The organism is Dactylosporangium salmoneum, assembly GCF_039532525.1.
GTDB lineage: Bacteria > Actinomycetota > Actinomycetes > Mycobacteriales > Micromonosporaceae > Dactylosporangium > Dactylosporangium salmoneum.
Genome location: NZ_BAAARV010000040.1, coordinates 43,089 through 61,936 on the forward strand (window position 1 = coordinate 43,089; position 18,848 = coordinate 61,936).

Annotated in this window: 14 protein-coding genes; 10 read left to right on the forward strand and 4 right to left on the reverse strand. The window is 71.3% G+C overall.

Going from position 1 to position 18,848, the window contains the following annotated elements; all coding sequences use genetic code 11:
* Positions 1-77 precede the first annotated feature (77 nt).
* Together ABD352_RS25320 and ABD352_RS25325 are read right to left on the reverse strand one after the other, a co-directional pair.
* Entirely contained in the window at positions 78-2,303 is a 2,226-nt protein-coding gene (locus ABD352_RS25320; RefSeq protein WP_344614966.1) for a glycoside hydrolase family 97 N-terminal domain-containing protein, read from the reverse strand.
* A complete protein-coding gene (locus ABD352_RS25325; protein WP_344614967.1) occupies positions 2,300-4,678 on the reverse strand; it encodes a ricin-type beta-trefoil lectin domain protein in 2,379 nt (792 codons plus the stop codon). The genes ABD352_RS25320 and ABD352_RS25325 overlap by 4 nt, the downstream gene beginning before the upstream one ends.
* A gap of 538 nt (positions 4,679-5,216) precedes the next feature.
* Between ABD352_RS25325 and ABD352_RS25330 the strand changes: the two genes are divergently transcribed.
* Genes ABD352_RS25330 through ABD352_RS25355 form a run of 6 tightly spaced genes read left to right on the forward strand, consistent with a single transcriptional unit; the run spans position 5,217 to position 10,287 of the window.
* Positions 5,217-6,512, forward strand: coding sequence for an ABC transporter substrate-binding protein (locus ABD352_RS25330; protein ID WP_344614968.1), 1,296 nt, complete (start codon positions 5,217-5,219; stop codon positions 6,510-6,512).
* The gene (locus tag ABD352_RS25335; RefSeq protein WP_344614969.1) at positions 6,512-7,519 is read left to right on the forward strand and encodes a carbohydrate ABC transporter permease; all 1,008 of its coding nucleotides are present in this window, start codon (positions 6,512-6,514) and stop codon (positions 7,517-7,519) included. Before ABD352_RS25330 ends, ABD352_RS25335 begins: the two co-directional genes overlap by 1 nt.
* A complete protein-coding gene (locus tag ABD352_RS25340; protein WP_344614970.1) occupies positions 7,516-8,397 on the forward strand; it encodes a carbohydrate ABC transporter permease in 882 nt (293 codons plus the stop codon). The genes ABD352_RS25335 and ABD352_RS25340 overlap by 4 nt, the downstream gene beginning before the upstream one ends.
* A gap of 29 nt (positions 8,398-8,426) precedes the next feature.
* Positions 8,427-8,609 carry a hypothetical protein gene (locus ABD352_RS25345; protein WP_344614971.1) on the forward strand — a complete coding sequence of 61 codons (183 nt, stop codon included), beginning with the start codon at positions 8,427-8,429 and terminating at the stop codon, positions 8,607-8,609.
* 32 nt (positions 8,610-8,641) lie between these two features.
* Positions 8,642-9,259: a TetR/AcrR family transcriptional regulator gene (locus ABD352_RS25350; RefSeq protein WP_344614972.1), complete on the forward strand. Its 618-nt coding sequence runs from the start codon at positions 8,642-8,644 to the stop codon at positions 9,257-9,259.
* Positions 9,256-10,287 carry an MBL fold metallo-hydrolase gene (locus tag ABD352_RS25355; RefSeq protein WP_344614973.1) on the forward strand — a complete coding sequence of 344 codons (1,032 nt, stop codon included), beginning with the start codon at positions 9,256-9,258 and terminating at the stop codon, positions 10,285-10,287. Before ABD352_RS25350 ends, ABD352_RS25355 begins: the two co-directional genes overlap by 4 nt.
* 16 nt (positions 10,288-10,303) lie before the next feature.
* Here the strand turns inward: ABD352_RS25355 and ABD352_RS25360 are convergent, their stop codons facing one another.
* A complete protein-coding gene (locus tag ABD352_RS25360) occupies positions 10,304-11,215 on the reverse strand; it encodes a universal stress protein (protein WP_344614974.1) in 912 nt (303 codons plus the stop codon).
* A 313-nt stretch (positions 11,216-11,528) separates the two neighbouring features.
* Here ABD352_RS25360 and ABD352_RS25365 point away from each other — a divergent pair, with 313 nt between their 5' ends.
* A complete protein-coding gene (locus ABD352_RS25365) occupies positions 11,529-12,398 on the forward strand; it encodes a universal stress protein (RefSeq protein ID WP_344614975.1) in 870 nt (289 codons plus the stop codon).
* A gap of 19 nt (positions 12,399-12,417) precedes the next feature.
* On the opposite strand, the gene ABD352_RS25370 is transcribed toward ABD352_RS25365, so the two are convergent.
* The gene (locus ABD352_RS25370; RefSeq protein WP_344615055.1) at positions 12,418-13,062 is read right to left on the reverse strand and encodes a DNA alkylation repair protein; all 645 of its coding nucleotides are present in this window, start codon (positions 13,060-13,062) and stop codon (positions 12,418-12,420) included.
* 459 nt (positions 13,063-13,521) lie between these two features.
* Here ABD352_RS25370 and ABD352_RS25375 point away from each other — a divergent pair, with 459 nt between their 5' ends.
* From ABD352_RS25375 to ABD352_RS25385, 3 genes are all read left to right on the forward strand, one after another.
* A complete protein-coding gene (locus ABD352_RS25375) occupies positions 13,522-14,340 on the forward strand; it encodes a universal stress protein (protein WP_344614976.1) in 819 nt (272 codons plus the stop codon).
* A 78-nt stretch (positions 14,341-14,418) separates the two neighbouring features.
* The gene (locus tag ABD352_RS25380; protein ID WP_344614977.1) at positions 14,419-15,066 is read left to right on the forward strand and encodes a hypothetical protein; all 648 of its coding nucleotides are present in this window, start codon (positions 14,419-14,421) and stop codon (positions 15,064-15,066) included.
* Between the two features lie 97 nt (positions 15,067-15,163).
* The gene (locus tag ABD352_RS25385) at positions 15,164-18,772 is read left to right on the forward strand and encodes a hydantoinase B/oxoprolinase family protein (protein ID WP_344614978.1); all 3,609 of its coding nucleotides are present in this window, start codon (positions 15,164-15,166) and stop codon (positions 18,770-18,772) included.
* Positions 18,773-18,848 lie beyond the last annotated feature (76 nt).

The following is an 18,848-nucleotide window of genomic DNA, read 5'->3' on the forward strand; positions in this document are numbered from 1 at the left end:
CTCCACGACCGCGACCACCGGGCCGAAGCGTGTGACGCGGCCGCCGGGCGAGGTGCCCGGCGGCCGCGCCGCGTGGGTCAGCGGGCGGACCACACCTGGTTGCCGCCGTGGTTGCAGGTCCAGATCTCCAGCGGCGTGCCGTTGGCCGTGCCGTTCGCGGTCGCGTCGAGGCACTTGCCCGAGCCGACCCCGACCACGGTGCCGTCGGCGTTGACGTTCCACTGCTGGTTCGTCTGGCCGTTGCAGTCCCAGATCTGCACCTTGGCCCCGTCGGCGGTGCTCGCGCCGGCGACGTCGAGGCATTTTGTCCCGCCGTACAGCAGCAGCTGCTTCGACGAGCTCGGCGTGAACAGCTGGTTGGCCCCGCCGTTGCAGTCCCACAGCGCCAGCTGGGTGCCGCTGGTCTGCGACAGCCCGGGCACGTCCGCGCAGCGGCCCGACTGCTGTCCTTGCAGTGCGAAGGTCTCGCGGGTACCGCAGGTCGTCATCCCCGCCGCGTACGGGCACACGGCGGAGGCGAAACCGCCGCGGGTGGCGACGGGGACGCTGAGCGTGTCGGCGCTCGTGACGACCCGGGTCTCGCGCACCAGCCCGCCGCCGGAGGAGTCGCGGACCGTCTCGAGGAACCACTGCCCGCCGCCGAGGAACGACAGCGGCGCCGTGAACGTCTTCGCGGACAGCGCCGAGATGCCGCCGACGAACCAGCGGCCGCCGGCCCGCCGCGCGAAGTACGCCTCCTGGCCGGGCCGGCCGCCGAGCAGCCGGGACTCGTCCCAGGCGGTCGGCAGCTGGTCGAGGATGCGCAGCGCCTCGGGGTGGGCGCCGTAGCTCTCCGGGTTGTCGGCCAGGTGCTGCCAGCCGGACTCGAAGACGACCGAGGTGCCGAGCTCGTGGCCGTCGGTGGTGTCCCGGTTGGCGAGGCTGAACACCACCGGCGTGAAGTCCATGCTGGCGATGGCGTTGCGGGTGAACGGCAGGATCGTGTTGAAGTCGGCCCGCAGGTACTGTTCGGCCCCGAACACCGCCTCGGCCGTCATCACGTGCGGCCACGTGCGCTGCAGCCCGCGCGGGGTGGCGGCGCCGTGGAAGTTCACCATCAGCTTGAGCTCGGCGGTGCGGGCCAGGATGGCGTCGTACCACTGCAGCGTCGGCTGGGTGTCCTCGTAGATGAAGTCGACCTTGACCCCGGCCACGCCCCAGCCCTTGATGAGCGGCAGCCAGTTCTCCCGCTGCTGCGCGGTCTTGAGGTCGGCGGAGTTGAACCAGAGGATCACCCCGACGCCCTTGGCCTTGGCGTAGGCGACGACGTCGGGCACCCAGCTCGAGGACCAGCCCTCGTCGATGAGGACGTAGCCCCAGCCGTTGCGGGCGGCGAAGTCGATGTACTGCCGCTGCCGGTTCTGGTCGGACGGGCTCGAATGTTCGGTCAGCCACGACCAGGCGACGGTGGCCGGCTTCACCCAGGACGTGTCGGCCACCTTCGACGGCGCCGCGAGGTCGTCGACGATCGTCGACGTGGTCACGCTCGCGAGGTCGCCGACGGCCGCGGTCCGCCACGGCGTGCTCAGCGGCAACGTGGTGGTGACGCCGCCGGCCAGGGCGACGCTGTACGTCCCGGAGCCCGCCGGATGCGTCAGGTACGCGGCCGCGTAGCGACCGTCGAGGTTGGTCTCGGCGACGAGCGCGAACCGGCCGCCGACCTCGAACAGTGCCGGCACCCGGTAGTTGTTGCCGGTCGGCGCGCCGCCAGCGGTGGACTGGAACCAGCGGCCCTGGTCCTCGGCCTGCGGCGGCACCAGCCACGCGTTCGACGCGGCCGGCACGGTCCACGACGACGCCTCGCGGCTGACCGTCACCGAGCCGCTGCCCGGCAGCACGTACCGGTAGGCGGCGCCGGTGTCGGAGGCGCGGACCACCACGTCGAGGCGGGCGCCGCCGGCGCCGGTGAACGACAGCGTCGTCTCCGTGTAGGCGGAGTTGTGGCCGCGCTGCTTGCCGGTCGTCATGGTGTACGACTCGGTGACCGTCCGGTCGGTGCGGGCGGTGAACGTCAGGTTCCGGGTCAGGTCCGCGGCGGTGGTGACGACGCCGATCGGCGAGGGCGACAGCACCGTCTGCCCCGCGTTGGACACCGCGAACGTCAGGCTTCCGTTGTCGAGGCTGACCTGCGCGGCCGTCGGCGAGTTCGCCGAGGGCCCGGCGACCGTCCACGTGGTGGCGGCCGACGCGGCCCGCGCGGTGGCCAGCACGACGGCGGCGGGCAGCAGCAGCGCCGCCGCGGCCAGCGATACACCTCTTCTCATGACCGCGCCCACTTCTGGTTGTCGCCGCCGTTGCAGGTCCAGATCTCCAGCAGCGTGCCGTTGGCCGTGCCGTTCGCGGTCGCGTCGAGGCACTTGCCCGAGCCGACCCCGACCACCGTGCCGTCGGCGTTGACGTTCCACTGCTGGTTCGTCCCGCCGTTGCAGTCCCAGATCTGCACCTTCGCCCCGTCGGCGGTGCTCGCGCCGGCGACGTCGAGGCACTTGGTGCCGTACACCTGCAGCTGCTTGGACGCGGTCTGCGTGAACGTCTGGTTGGCCCCGCCGTTGCAGTCCCACAGCGCGAGCTGCGTGCCGTTGGTCTGGGACAGGGCGGGCACGTCGGCGCAGCGGCCCGAGCCGATGCCGCGCAGGACGCTGAGCACCGGGCCCGAGTTGGCGGTGACGCTCAGGTTGTCGAACTGGTCGGTCTGGTAGCCCACGACGCCGACGCCGGCCTGGCCGCTGCCGTAGGTGAAGTCGTTCGCCGTGCCGACGACCGTGGCGTCGACGGTCGCGGTGATCTGGCCGCCGGAGAAGCCGAGCTTCAGGTTGTGCCACGTGTTGAGGCCGAGCGCGGCGCGGGTGCCGGACGCCAGGGTCGTGTCGGTGTTCGTGTTGCTGTGCCGGACGATCGACCACGCGCCGGTGTCGGACACCCGCAGCTGGTACGCCGCCTGCCGGTTCTGCGGCCGGTTCTGCACGTTGGCCCGGCCCAGCAGCGTGACGGTGCCGGCCTGCTGCATGTTCACGTCCAGGCTGACGGTGTAGTTCGTCCACGACGGATCGCCGATGAGGGTGAACGCGTCCGAGTCGTCCTGCCAGTTGATGGGCCGCTGCGGGGCGACCTGCTGCAGGCAGGTGCCGGACCGGCCGGCGGCGCAGGCGCGGGTCTCGAACGAGCCCTGCATGTCCTCGGTGTACTTCGGCTGCTTGCGCTGGGCGTAGCCGTCGAAGTTGTCGGAGTACGGCAGCGCGAGCCCGTTCCCGGCGGGGCTCGCCGCGTTGCCCTTGGCCTGCCCGCTGGTCGTGGACAGGGTGTAGATGCGGTTGGGCTGCAGGGTCAGGCTGTAGGCGCCGCCGGACGGGTTGACGTCGGCCTGCCGCACGAACCAGTCGTTCGGGTTCGACGAGCCCATGTCGGTCGCCCAGACGTGCACGGTGCCGGTGCTCAGCCCGCCGGAGACGGTGACGTTGATCGTCTGCGTCGCGGTGGTGCCGCTGGTCTCGTACACCGTGGTGTAGTCGGTGTTGTTCGGCGACTTGAGCGACACGTAGCTGCCGTTGGCGCGGTTGCCGCCCAGGTAGCCGCTGGCGGAGGAGTTCAGGTACTTCCAGCCCGGCTGGGTGAACTGCGCGTAGTGCGCGTTCGCCCACAGGTTCTTGCCGACCCGGTACGCGCCCGACCACGGCGAGCCCGCGTCCATCAGCCCGACCGTCGAGTAGGGCAGGTTCGGCGTGATCGCGGCGATCAGCGGCCAGTTCATGTAGCCGGAGATCTCCGCGTCGAGGTAGCCGCGGTTGACCGTGCGGATGTAGGGCACCACCCCGGCCATGTCGTCCTGCGACCCGAACTCCGACGCCCACAACGGCTTGCCGCTGGATCGGGCGTTGGATGTGGTACTGCACGAGTCCGCCTGCGACAGGTAGCCGCACACGTAGTGGTTGCCCAGCACCCCGACGGCGTTCTTCAGCGCCGGGTCCGCGCCGAACTCGTCGGCCATGCCCCAGCCGCTGTCGTCACCGACGATCTGCACCGAGGAGAACCCGGCGTTGTTCAGGCCCGTCCGCAGGTTCTTGTACCAGCCGCTGTCGTGGCCGCGCTCGTTCCAGCCGCCGATGTAGTTCACGTTGATGCCGTGGCCCTTGGCGCAGTTCAGCCACGCGACGTCGTAGTCGATCATGTCCTGCGACCAGAAGTTGCCGCCGCCGATCCAGCCGGGCGCGGCCCACGGCAGCGCGACGATGCGGATGTTCGGGTTGCGCGCGAGGGCCTGCTCGCCGAGCCAGAACTCGTAGCCGACGTTGCAGTTGATGTCCCCGCGCACGTGCTCGTGGCTGGGCTCGGACCCGTCGGTGGAGTTGGCGTCGCCGCCGATCTCCAGCTTCAGCAGCTGCACCGCGGCGCCGTAGTTCGGCTTGAACAGGTAGTCGAGGATCTGGGAGCGCTGCGGCTCCGGGTAGTCGACGAGCAGGCGGGAGTTGCCACCGCCGCCGCTGATCGCGCCGACGCCGTCGAACGTGCGCCCGACGATGCCGCCGTTGACGTTGATCGTGGTGGTGGCCGCGGCGGCCGGCGCGGCGCTCACCGCGACGACGCCCGTGGCCAGCAGGCCCGTCGCCGCGAGGGCGACGAGTCCGCGACGTGCTCGGTGCATGGAGGTCTCCTTGACTGTTTGGCGGAACAGGTGGGAGCAGACGCGAACGCGTGAGGGCCGCGCTCGGCAACAGCACGGGCCAAGGACGACTACGCGGGGCGTTTTCAGCATGCGTTCATGATCGAATATGTGTGATAACAATGCCGTTGTCACGGCAGCCTGGTGGGCGTGTGCGGTGCTACCCGCCCCGGGACGCACCGGATGTGACAGCCATGCGTCGGGATCCTGCGGGGCGGCGTTGCCTAATGTCAATATCTGATTGAACAGTTCGGCGTAATCTGCCAGGACCACACGCCGTTCAACGCTCGAAGGTGATCGATCACTCCACTGGCGTCCGGCCCGACGGCCCGGCGAGGGCGACCGGCGGGACGTGTTTGCACAGCACAGCACCACCGAAGGTCCACCGGCGGGCCGAGCGTCAGCTACACCGCAACCGCTTCGTGATATTGCTGGGGATTGACAATCTTGATAATCAGCGCTTTCGTTGCGTTGAGTTTCGTTGGGTGATGTTGATTTTCCATTCCCCTCGGAGGTATCCATGACGCATCCGCTCAGCCGCCGTTCCGCGCTCAAGGGCCTGTTCGGGGCCGCCGCCGCGGGCACCCTGCTCGCGGCGTGCGGCGACGACGCGACGAGCCAGCCCGGGACCGGTGGCGACAACGGCACCGGGCCGGTGACGTTCGGCTCCAACTACTCCGACGCCGCGCCGAAGACCGCGTTCGCCGCCCTGATGCAGCAGGCGACCGGCAGCACGACCGTCCCCGTCACCGTGAACACGACCGACCACAACACGTTCCAGAACAACATCAGCAACTACCTGCAGGGCACGCCGGACTCCCTGGCCACCTGGTTCGCCGGCTACCGGCTGCAGTTCTTCGCCGCCCAGGGCCTGCTGACCCCGATCGACGACGTCTGGGAGAAGATCGGCGGCAACTTCAACGACGCCGCCAAGAACCTCTCGAAGGGCCTCGACGGCCACTACTACCTGGTCCCGCTGTACAACTACCCGTGGGTCGTCTTCTACAACAAGAGCGTCTTCGCGGCCAAGGGCTACCAGGTGCCCACGACCTGGGACGCGTTCACCGCGCTGGCGAAGAAGATGCAGACCGACGGCCTCGTCCCGCTCGCGTTCGCCGACAAGGACGGCTGGCCGGCCCTCGGGACGTTCGACATTCTCAACCTGCGGATCAACGGGTACGAGTACCACATCAAGCTCATGAAGCACGAGGTGCCGTGGACCGACGCCGGCGTGAAGGCCGTCTTCGACCAGTGGCGCGAGCTCGCGCAGTACCAGCAGAAGGGCGCCAACGGCCGCACCTGGCAGGACGCCGCCAAGGCGCTGGAGAACAAGCAGGCCGGGATGATGTTCCAGGGCTCCAACCAGGTCGCCGCCAACTACGACGCCGCCAACCTCGGCGACCTCGACTTCTTCGTGTTCCCCGCCGTCAACCCCACCTACGGCACCGACTACATGGACGCCCCGACCGACGGGTTCATCCTGCCCAAGAAGGGCAAGAACGCCGCGTCGGCGAAGAAGATCCTGCAGTACATCGGGACCGCCGACGCCGAGTCGAAGTTCCTCGAGACCGACCACTGGGACGTGGGCCTGGCCAACGGGCTCGTCGCGCCGACGTACAACGACATCCAGAAGAAGTCGGTGGCCGAGATCGCCAAGTGCAAGAACGTCTCACAGTTCATGGACCGCGACACGGTGCCCGACATGGCCAGCACGATGATCAAGCTCATCCAGCAGTTCATCGACAGCCCGACCCCGGACACCATCGCCACCATCCAGAAGAGCGCCGAAGACCAGGCCAAGACGATCTTCAGCTGATGACCCTGACGACGCCCCGCACGACCGCACCGGCGCCGGCGCACACGCCCCGGCGTCGGAGGCGCCTGCGCTCCCTGACCCGCCGCGACGCCGCCGTCGCGGCGGCGATGCTCGGCGTGCCGCTCCTGCTCGACGCCGCGTTCATCTGGTTCCCCGCCCTGGCCTCGGTGCTGCTGTCGTTCACCAAGTGGACCGGCGTCGGGCCGGTGAAGCTGCAGCCCTGCTCCGACTTCCCGTCCGCGCCCGGCATTGCACAGCCGGGCTGCCTCATCGGGACGAAGAACTACGCGCAGGCGTTCACCAACTACCCCGACTTCTGGCCCGCCGTGCGCCACAACGCCATCTGGCTCGGCGTGTTCATCGTGTTCGCCACGCCGCTGGGCATGCTCTTCGCCGTCGTGCTCGACCGCGGCATCCGGGGCAGCCGGCTGTACCAGAGCGTGTTGTTCCTGCCCGTGATGCTGTCGCTGGCCCTCATCGGCATCATCTGGGAGCTCGTCTACTCGCCGAACTTCGGGCTCATCAACACCCTGACGGGCCACAACCACAACGACAACCTCATCGACTGGCTCGGCGACCCGAGCCTCAACCTGTGGGCGCTGCTGGTCGAGGCGAGCTGGCGGCAGGCGCCCTACGTGATGGTGCTGTACCTCGCCGGCCTCAAGGCCGTCGACCCGGCGCTGCGCGAGGCCGCGGTCGTCGACGGCGCCAACGGCTGGCAGACGTTCTGGCGGGTCGTGTTCCCGGCGATGCGCCCGATCAACATCGTCGTGCTCGTCGTCACCGTCATCGAGTCGCTGCGCGCCTTCGACCTCGTCTACATCACCAGCAACGGCAACCCGCTGCGCGGCCTGGAGCTGCTGTCGGTCGCGGTGACCCAGAACATCGTCGGCGAGACGCAGCGCATCGGCTTCGGCTCGACCCTCGGCGTCGTGCTGCTCGTCATCTCCCTCATCCCCATCTCCCTGTTCCTGTGGCAGGCCTTCCGACGGGAGGAGCAGCGGTGAAGGTGCAGACCCGCGTCCTGCGACGCCGGGCCGCCGCCCGGACCGCGTCCACCGCATTCATGCTCGTCATGACCGTGCTGTGGGTGGTCCCGATCCTGTTCGCGCTGTACGTCGCGCTACGGCCGATCAGCGAGACCAACCGGTACGGGTACGTCTCCCTCCCCCACCGGCTGACGCTGGACAACTTCGCCGACGCGTGGACCCAGTCGGACATGTGGCGCTTCTTCCTCAACTCGGTCTACGTCACGGCGCCCGCGGTGCTCATCACCCTGTTCCTGGCCTCGACCGCGGCCTACGTGCTGTCCCGGCTCAGCTTCCGCTTCAACGTGCCGCTGCTCATCCTGTTCACCGCCGGCAACCTCCTGCCGCAGCAGGTCATCATCACGCCGCTGTACCGCATCTACCTCGCGATCCACCTGCCCACGTGGATGAGCGGCAGCGGCCTGATGTACAACTCCTACGCCGGCCTCATCGTCATCAACGTCTCCTTCCAGCTCGGCTTCTGCGTCTTCGTGCTGAGCAACTACATGAAGACGCTGCCGGCCGGCATCGACGAGGCCGCCCTCATCGACGGCGCCTCGCTGTGGACCCGGTTCTGGCGGCTCACCCTGCCGCTGTGCCGGCCGGCCCTCGCGGCCCTCGCCACGCTGCTGACCACCTGGATCTACAACGACTTCTTCTGGGCCATCACGCTCATCTCCACCGGCGACCGCCGGCCCATCACCTCCGCCCTGGCCAACCTCCAGGGCCAGTTCGTGGCCAACCAGAACCTCATCGCCGCCGCCGCCCTCATCGCCGCGACGCCGACGCTGGTCGTCTACGTGCTGCTGCAGAAGCAGTTCATCGCCGGCCTGTCCCTGGGCTCGTCGAAGGGCTGACCCGGACTCCTCCCCCGCCAAGGAGCGTCATGAGAGGACTCGCGCTCGCCGCGGCCCTCACCCTGGCCGCACCGCTGCTCGCCGCCACGCTGACCCATCCGGCCGCCGCCCTCGCCTCGACCACGGCGCGGCCGCCACCCCGCCGTCCGGCGGCCCGTCCGGCGCGCCGCGATACTGAACGCTTGACGTTCACGTACGGCAGGGTATTCTGACGAAAACCGTTCAGCAATGAAAGATGGCCACGATGAGCGCTTCCGCAGCGGTCCCGGGCCGGCCCCGCGATCCGCAGGTCGACCGCCGGATCATTCAGGCCGCCCTGGACGTCTTCGGCGACGGCGGCTGGGCCGGCTTCGCCATGGAGACCGTCGCGCGCCGCGCCGGGGTGGGCAAGGCGTCGCTGTACCTGCGGTGGAGTACCAAAGAAGCGCTCCTGACCGACGCGCTGGCGGCCGGACTGGTGCGGGTCAGCGACGTCGACACCGGCACCTTGCGCGGCGACATGGTCGAACTGGCCACCCAGATGCTCGAGCTGTACGCCGGGCCGTCGAGCCGCACCGCGCTGCGCCTGAACCTGGAGGCGGGCACGATTCCCGGCGTCGCCGAGCACTACGAGGCGATGCGGGCGGCGCAGGTCGTCGCGGCCCGCGCGATCGTGCACCGCGGCATCGAGCGGGGCGAGGTGCCGGCCACCGTGTCGGTGACCCTGCTGCTGGACACCCTCGTGGGCGGGGCGATGATGCACGCGTTGAGCACCCCGCCGGGCAAGCGGGCGATCCTCACCGCGGACACCGCGAGCCACGCCCGGCGGCTGGTGGAGTTCCTCATGCACGCCGTCACCGCGCCCGTCGGCAGCGGCGCGTGATCGTCACCGGCTCCGCCCAGCACGAGGCCTGGCAGCGGCGGGTCCTGCCGCCGGTCGAGCGGGTCCGACCCGACGTGTGGTCGATCCCGGTGCCGATTCCGGACAGCCCGCTGCGGTACACCCTCAGCTATGCCTTCCTCGACGACACGGGTGTCGTCCTCGTCGACCCCGGCTGGGACACCGGCGACGGACGGGCGGCCCTCACGGCCGGCCTGCGGACCGCGGGCACGGACCTCGGCGACGTCGCCGGCGTCGTCGTCACCCACGTGCACCCCGACCATCACGGGCTCAGCGGATGGGTGCGCGAGCGCAGCGGCGCCTGGATCGGCATGCACCCGGCCGAGGCGCGGACCCTGCCCAGCCGGGTGTGGCGCGAGCGCGGAGCGGACACCGACCGCGCCTGGCTGCTGGGGCACGGCGCGCCCGAGGCCGAGGCGGCGGCGCTCACGGTCGACCCGCGGCAGATCCCCGAGATGCTCGGCATGGTCGAGCCGGACCGCGCCATCGAGGACGGGGACCTGCTGCCGCTCGCGCGGCACGAGGTCCGGGCCGTCTGGACGCCCGGCCACACCCCGGGGCATCTGTGCCTGCACGAGGCCGGGGCGGGCATCCTGCTGACCGGCGATCACCTGCTGCCCCGGATCAGCCCCAACATCGGTGTACACGCCGGCAACGACGGCGACCCGCTCAGCGCGTACCTGGCGTCGCTGGAGCAAACAGGCAAGTTCGGCGCGGACGAGGCGCTGCCGGCGCACGAGTACCGCTTCCGCGGCATCGACGACCGCGCCGCCGACCTGATCCGCCATCACGACGAGCGCGGCCGGGAGATCCTGGCCATCCTGCACCGGCTCGGGCCGGCGACCGCGTGGGACATCGCCGCCGGCCTGACATGGTCACGGGGCTGGGCCGCCCTGCGCGGCATGATGCGCCGCATGGCGCTCGCCGAGACCCTCGCGCACCTCCGGTACCTCGTCACCACCGGCGCCGTGCGCCCCGCCGAGGGCGCGCCGATCCGCTGGCGGGTCTGAGCCCTGTGCCAGGCGGTCACCGAGCGGCGGCCTGTCCGCCGCTCTCGTCGTGGTGGCTGCCGTGGGATGGGAGATGCGCGATCAGCACCGGGCAGTGCGCACGGTGGAGCAGGCGCAGACCTACCGAGCCGAGCAGCAGGCCGGCGAACCCGCCGTGTCCGCGGCTGCCGACGACCACCAACTGCGCTCGTTGCGAACGCTCGACGAGCACATCGGCGGCATCGCCGGCGACGCCGTGGCACTCCCACCGCACGTCCGGGCAGCGCTTGCTCGCCCCGGCCACCTGCTCGACCGCCTGCTCGGCCAACGCGCGCTGGACCTCGGCCGTGTCGTACACCAACGGCGAGGCACCGACCGGCACCGGCGCCAGCGGCGTCTCGATGGCCCGGACCGCCACGACGCCGCAGCCGCGCTGCCGGGCCTCGTCGAACGCGAAGGCCAGTGCCCGGTCCGAGGATTCGGAGCCGTCGACGCCGACGAGGACGTCGCCGGTCGGGTCGCTCCGTCCTCGGACGACCACCACGGGGCACCTCGCGTGGACGGCGACCTGCTGACTGACCGAGCCGAGCACGGCCCCCGTGGCGGCGTGCCGGCCCCGGGTCCCCAGGACCAGCAGCGCCGCATCGCCTCCGGCCTTCAGCAGCACCTCGGCAGGATGTCCCGGCACCGCCACCGCCCGCACGTCAACCTCAGGATGCGCGACGGACGCCTCCCGCGCGATGTCCGCGACGAGCATGTCGGCGAACCGCCGCGCGGTTTCGGCGAGCTCACCCGCCGGGGCGAACGCGGTCAGCGGCGTTCTCCAGTAGTACGCGAGCAGCACCCGCAGCGGCGCACCTCGCCGGGCCGCCTCCGCCGCGGCCCATCGCACGGCCTGCAACGACGGCTCCCCGCCGTCGGCGCCGACCACAACCATCCCGTCGTCCACGTCAACCTCCGCTCGACGGCTCGCAGGCCCACGCTCTCCACTTCGACGACAACCACACCCGGACGCGACCGATTCGCCCGCCGAGAATGACCGGCCGTTCGCGCCGGCCTTGGGCGAGAATGGCGTGTAAGGGTCCGACGAGCCGGCACCTGCGGTGCTTCACCGCGGGCACGGATCAGGTACACCATCGTCGTCCTCGCCGCCGGCGCCTACGAACGGACCGACGCGGCGCAGGCCGGCACCCGGGCCGACATCGGGCAGCCCCAGCGCGGCGGGCCGGATGCGGTTCCGGGTCCGGAGGGAGGCACCTGTCATGCGTACCGACACCGCGGTGGTCGTCGGCGTCGACGGCTCGCCGAACGGTCTCGCGGCCGTCGAGTGGGCCGCCGCCGACGCGTCGCGCCGGCAACGCCCGCTTCGCATCGTGCACGCGTTCGCGTGGCCCGCGATGTTCCCGCCGGTGCCGCCGCACCTGTACGAGGAAGCCAAGCGCGAGTCCACCGAGCGGGTGCTCGGCGCGGCGGTCTCCCGGGCCCGTGACGTCGCGCCGGACCTCGACATCGGCACGGAGGTGCCCGCCGAGCAGGCGGCCGCCGCGCTCATTGCGGCCTCCGGGCACGCCACCGCCGTCGTCGTGGGCAACCGCGGCCTCGGCGGCTTCAGCGGCCTGCTCGCCGGTTCCGTTGGCGTCGAGCTCGCCGCCCACGCCGCCTGTCCGGTCGTCATCGTGCGCCACACCGTCCGGCTGCCCGGCCCGGAGACCGACCGCGTCCTCGTCGGGGTCGACGGATCCCACGACGCTGAGCGCGCCCTGCAGTTCGCGTTCGAGCAGGCGTCGTTCCGCCGCGCCGGGCTCACCGCCGTGCTCGCGTACCGGTGGCCGGAGTCCACCGGACCGGGCGACATCGTGCCGCTGGTCTACGACGAGGACAGCCTGCGCGACGACGAGCGCCGTGCGCTGGCCGAGTCGATGGCCGGATGGGCGGAGAAGTACCCCGACGTGGGCCTACGCACCGTCGTCGTCCACGGCCGCCCGGCGGCCGTACTCACCGACCTGTCCGCCGGCGCGGAACTACTGGTCGTCGGCTCCCGCGGTCGTGGCGGCTTCGCCGGGCTGCTGCTGGGCTCCGTCAGCCAGGCCGTCATCCGTCACGCCGCCTGTCCGGTGGCCATCGTCCGATAGCAGGCGCTGCTGCCGGGTCCTACCTGCCGGGCCGCCGGCGCACCATTTCGGCGATCCAGACGGGCGCGAACGGCGAGGTGCAGTTCGGCGGGGTCGGATAGTCCTTGAGTACCTCGAGGCGCTCGCCGATGTCGATGGCACGGGCGCGGTGCCCGGCGTGCTCGATGCCGATCTGAGCCAGGCAGTGGTTCATCGCCCACTGCAGGCGATCGGGGGCGTCGCGCATCTCCGCCTCGATGACGTCCAGCAGTCCCGTGAGGTCGAGGCCCTCGGGCTGCTTGGCCACGCGTTCGGTGGTCAGCGCCCAGCCCGCGCTCGCGACCACCGGATCCGCATCGGCGGACCAGGCCAGGCGCAGCTCTTCGGAGTGCGGGCTCTTCTTCACCACGTTGCGCACGAGCCAGTCGTGCACCTTGGGAGTGCGCGCCTCGCGCAGCATCGCATCCAACTCGTCACGCTCGAACGCCTTCGGGCGGCAGATCAGGATCGCCAGCAGCCTCGCCGCGGTGTCACTCGTCGCCCAGAGCTGGCGCGCGAGCTCCTGCTGGGTCTTGAGCCGCTTCGCGAGCGCGCGCAGCACGCCGAGGTGCACACCGTGGTCGTCGCCGTGCTTCTCGTTCACCTGACGCGCTCTCGGGTCGTCGAGGGCGGCCAGCTCGGCCATCACCTCGGCCACCGTCGTGTCAGTCACCGCAACGTCCCGTCTGGCACGTAGGCCCGGCCGGTCTGCTTGACATCGGCGTGGACCAGTTCACCCGGGGTGGCGCGTTCGCAGCGATGAGGGCTGTACGCGGGTGTGCCGTAGGGCACAAATTATCACAGCGCTCCCGCGGTGCGGTCGGGGCGCAGCGAAAGACCTACGAGGCGGTTTCCCTTCGCCAGCATTGCCTGGATCAGGTCGTGGGGATCGCGGTCGACCTCTCCGGGTCGTTCAGCCTCTCAGCTCAACTGTCATCCAGCTGGGCTCTCCCGCACGTCTCGTAGGCCTATCGCCCAAGCTACGCCGCGGGCGTGACCGCGCGGGGTGAGTGATCGGGGCATCGTGACAGCACGCCCCGGCCGGCGGGCTCGCACCGACCGCACGCTTGACGCTGATGGAGCAAGCTCAACCGAGGAGGCCGCCATGAGCACCCGTCCGGAACCGCCGGTGGTGGTGGGCGTCGATGGTACCGACTCCGGATATTCGGCGGTCCGCCTCGCCGCGACCGAGGCGACATTGCGCGACCGGCCGCTCGTCCTGGTCTCCACCCGCCAGCCGCAGCCCGACGAGGTGGGGCCGCCCGAGACCACAACGCGGTGGCTGGCGGCGGCAGCCTCCGTCGCGGGCGAGGTTCACCCCGAGCTGTCAGGCCACGTCAGGCTCGAGGCCGGCGACCTCCCCGATGTGATGATCGACGCGTCCCGCCGGGCCGACCTGGTGGTGATCGGCAACGCCGGCGCGCACGCGGCCTGCGAGCGCGTCGCCGCGCATGCCGCCGCACCGGTGCTCATCGCGGGCGCCGATCCCGGCACGCCCGGCGGACCCGTCCTGGTCGGCGTCGACGGCGCCAACCCGTGGCCGGCGGCGCTGACGTTCGCGTTCGAGGAGGCGGAGCGCCGTGGCGCCACGCTCATACCCTTGTACGCCTGGGGCGGCCTTCCGGACACCGCGCTGACCGAGCTCGACCCGTTCGCCTACGACGTCGGGCAGGCGGCGGACGAGGCCGACCGGGTGCTCGCAGAAGCGCTGGCCGGTTGGAACGGGAAGTATCCGCAGGTGCCGGTGCTGCGGCGGGCGGTACTGCACAGCGATCCCGCCGAGGCGCTCGCGCAGGCCTCACGGGAGGCGGCAATGCTCGTCGTGTCGGCCTGCTCGCACGTCGGCCGCAGCGAGCAGCTGCTCGGCACGGTGACCCGGCAGGTAATGCACCGGGCCGCCTGCCCGGTCGCGGTCGTGCACTGACCGGGTGGTTGGTGCCCGGTGCTCGGGGTAGTCGGCGCCATACGACATGGTGCCGCGACCATCCAGCGGGAGCCCGGTGTGTGGAATCCTCAGGAAACGGGCGGGCTCGGCGGTCACCTGGCCGAGGTGACCGAGCGCTCGCGAATCGCGTTGGACCACGTCACCGAAGCGCTGTCCGACCCCGGTCCCTTCGCCGAGGACGCGCTCGCGGCTGCCGAGAAGGCGCTGTACGCGCTGCGCCGGGCCGTCGACGACCAGGCGCTGGCGATCGAGGAGACCCGCGACGGGTCGCCCGCCGCCACGGTGCGGGCGATCCTCGTCGCCGCGCTGGTCAACGCCGACGCGGAGTGCGTCGAAGGACTGGCCGAGCGGCTGGCCGGGATCGCCAGGTCGCGGCCCGCGCGGCCGGCGATACCGGCCGACGTGCACGCCGTCGTGAGCCGCATGGGCCGGGTCTGCGTCGACATGATGGCCACCGCGGGCCGCGCCGGGACTACGCCGCCCGCCGACACGGAGGCGCGGATCGAAGCGGCCGACGCCGACGTACGCCGGCTGCGGCAACGGCTCGACCACCTGCTGCTGCACGCCTCGGATCCGATCGATGCGGACGCCGCGCTGGACGCCTCGTTGGCCTGCCGGTACTACACGCATTGCACTGAGCTCGCGGTTTCCATGGCGCGGCACGCGATGCTGGGCGCGCACTCGTCAGGGCGCGCCCGCCAGTGAGAACTCGTCCAGGCGGCGGCTTCGTGGCCCGCCGGTCCACGGCCGATGACCAGTACCCGCGCGGGCCGGCCCGTGCCGCCGCGAAGGAGGGGGACTCGTGGCGGTAGATGGGCGGTGGCAGTTCTGGATCGACCGTGGCGGCACGTTCACCGACATCGTCGCCAGGAGGCCGGACGGCCGCCTGGTGACCCGCAAGCTGTTGTCGAACAACCCGGCACGCTACGCCGACGCGGCGGTCGCCGGAATCCGGGCGCTGCTCGGCGTTGCCGATGCGGCGCCGATACCGGTGGACCGGATCGAGGCGGTGCGGATGGGGACCACGGTCGCCACGAACGCGCTGCTGGAGCGCCGGGGCGAGCGCACCGCGCTGGTCATCACCGAAGGCTTCGGCGACGCGCTGCGCATCGGCTACCAGAACCGGCCACGGATCTTCGACCGGCACATCGTGCCGCCGGAAGTGCTGTACGAGCGCGTGATCGAGGTGGGCGAACGGATGTCGGCCGACGGCACCGTGCTGCACTCGCCGGATCTCGATCGGCTCGCCGGCGACCTGCGGCGTGCGCATGACAGCGGCATCAACGCGGCCGCGGTGGTCTGCCTGCACAGCCACCTCCACCCAGCCCACGAACGGGACATCGGGACGCTGGCGGAGCGGATCGGCTTCGGCCAGGTCTCGTGCTCCAGCGAGGTGAGCCCGTTGATGAAGCTGGTGCCGCGCGGCGACACCACCGTCGTCGACGCATACCTGTCGCCGGTGCTGCGCCGGTACGTCGAAGCGGTGGCGGAGCAGCTGCGCGGCGTACGGCTGATGTTCCTGCAGTCCAACGGGGGCCTGGCCGAGGCGGGGCACTTCCGCGGCAAGGACGCGATCCTGTCCGGGCCGGCCGGTGGCATCGTCGGCATGGCGCGCATGTCGCAGCTGGCCGGCTTCGACAAGGTGATCGGCTTCGACATGGGCGGCACCTCCACGGACGTGTCGCACTACGCCGGCCAGTACGAGCGGGTCTTCCACACCCAGATCGCCGGGGTACGGCTGCGCGCCCCCATGATCGACATTCACACCGTCGCCGCGGGAGGCGGGTCGGTCCTGCACTTCGACGGCGCCCGCTACCGCGTCGGGCCCGACTCGGCAGGCGCCGACCCGGGGCCGGCCTGCTACCGCAACGGCGGGCCGCTCACCATCACCGACGCCAACGTGATGCTCGGCCGGATCCAGCCCGCGACGTTTCCCCGGGTCTTCGGTCCGGGCGGCGATCAGCCGCTGGATGCCGACGTGGTGCGACGGCGGTTCGCCGACCTGACCGCGGCCATCGCCGGGCAGACCGGCGACGAGCGCACGCCGGAGCAGGTCGCGGAGGGGTACCGGCAGATCGCGGTCGCGAACATGGCCAACGCGGTGAAGCGGATCTCGGTACAGCAGGGCCGTGACGTCACCGGGTACGTGCTCACGACGTTCGGCGGCGCCGGCGGGCAGCACGCGTGCTCGGTGGCCGACTCGCTGGGTATCCGCGCCGTGCTCGTGCCGCCGATGGCCGGTGTGCTGTCCGCGCTCGGCATCGGCCTCGCCGACACCACCGCGATGCGCGAACAGTCGGTGGAGCGCCGCCTGGAGCCCGCGGTCATGCGACGGCTGACCGATGTCGCGGACGCCCTGGAGGCGGCGGCGCGCTCGCAGCTGCTCGACGAGGACGTGCCGGCCCGGCGGATCCGGGTGCACCGGCGCGCACACCTGCGCTTCGAGGGCACCGACACCGCGCTGCCGGTCGAGCTCGCCGGGCTCGACACGATGATGGCGGCGTTCCGGACGGCGTACCGGCGCATGTACGCGTTCCTCATGGACCGGCCGCTGATCGTCGAGGCGGTCTCGGTCGAGGCCGTCGGGCTGACCGAACCCCCGGACCTCTCCCGGCTCGGTGAGCCCGCCGGCGCGCCGGAACGCGCCGCCGCGCAGCCGCTCACGACGACCCGCCTGTACACCGGCGGAGCCTGGCGGGAGGTGCCGCTGTACGAGCGGGAACGCCTGCGCCCCGGCGACACCGTCGGCGGCCCGGCCATCGTGGCCGAGGCGGACGCGACCACGGTGGTGGACGACGGCTGGCGGGCGGCGGTGACGAAGCTCGGCCACCTGCTCCTGGAACGGATACGGTCGAGCGACAAGGCATCCGAGGCGACCACCCAGGTCGACCCGGTACTGCTGGAGATCTTCAACAACCTCTTCATGTCGATCGCCGAGCAGATGGGCGCCCGGCTGGAGTCGACCGCGCAGTCGGTGAACATCCGGGAGCGGCTGGACTTCTCGTGCGCGCTGTTCGACCCGGACGGCAATCTCATCGCCAACGCGCCGCACATCCCCGTACACCTCGGCTCGATGGGCGCCAGCGTCAAGGAGGTCATCCGTCGCCGCCCCGGCATGCGGCCCGGCGACGTGTACGCGATCAACGACCCGTACCACGGCGGCACCCATCTGCCCGACATCACCGTCGTCACCCCGGTCTTCGACCCGGAGCGGCCCGAGGTGCTGTTCTACGTGGCGTCCCGGGGCCACCACGCGGAGATCGGCGGGCTCACGCCCGGCTCCATGCCCGCGACCAGCCGGGACGTCCACGAGGAGGGCGTGCTGTTCGACACCTGGCCGCTGGTCGAGGACGGCCGCTTCCGCGAGGAGGAGACGCTCCGGCTGCTCACGGAGGCGCCGTACCCGTCCCGGAACCCGGCGACCAACCTCGCCGACCTGCGCGCCCAGATCGCCGCGAACGCCAAGGGTGTCGAGGAGGTGCGGCGGATGATCGACCATTTCGGCCTCGACGTGGTGCAGGCGTACATGCGGCACGTCCAGGACAACGCCGAGGAGGCGGTACGGCGCGTCATCGACGCGCTCGGCGACGGCGAGTACCGCTACGAGATGGACTCGGGGGCGACGATCGCGGTACGGATCACGGTGGACCGCGCCGGCCGCGGCGCGACGATCGACTTCAGCGGCACGTCACCGCAGCTGGCAACGAACTTCAACGCACCGTCGTCGGTCGTCACCGCGGCGGTGCTGTACGTCTTCCGGACGCTGGTCACCGACGAGATCCCGCTCAACGACGGCTGCCTGCGCCCGCTGCGCATCGTGGTGCCCGCCGGTTCGATGCTCGCGCCCACCTACCCCGCGGCCGTGGTCGCCGGAAACGTGGAGACGTCACAGGCGATCGTCGGCGCGCTCTACGCCGCGCTCGGCGTGCAGGCCGAAGGCTCCGGGACGATGAACAACGTCACCTTCGGCAGCGACCGGCACCAGTACTACGAGACCGTCGCCTCCGGATCGGGCGCCGGCGACGGCTTCGACGGGGCCTCGGTGGTGCAGACCCACATGACGAACTCCCGGCTGACCGACCCCGAGGTCCTCGAATGGCGCTTCCCGGTGCTCGTGGACGAGTTCGCCGTCCGGCACGGCAGCGGCGGCGCCGGCCGGTGGCGGGGCGGGGACGGCGCGGTGCGCCGTATCCGGTTCCGCGAGCCGATGACCGTCAGCACCCTGTCGGGCCACCGGCGCGTGCCGCCGTACGGCCTTGCCGGCGGCTCGCCCGGCGCGCTCGGCGCCAACCGGGTGGAACGCGCCGACGGCAGTGTCGTCGGCCTCGCCGGCTGCGGCTCCATCGACGTCCAGCCGGGCGACGTACTGGTCGTCGAGACGCCCGGCGGCGGCGGGTACGGCATCCCGTGAGCACGCATGGACGCCAGCCGCCTGGCGCATGACCAGGTTCACGAGGCCGCCCGCAGTGTCGCATGGCGGGTGATTC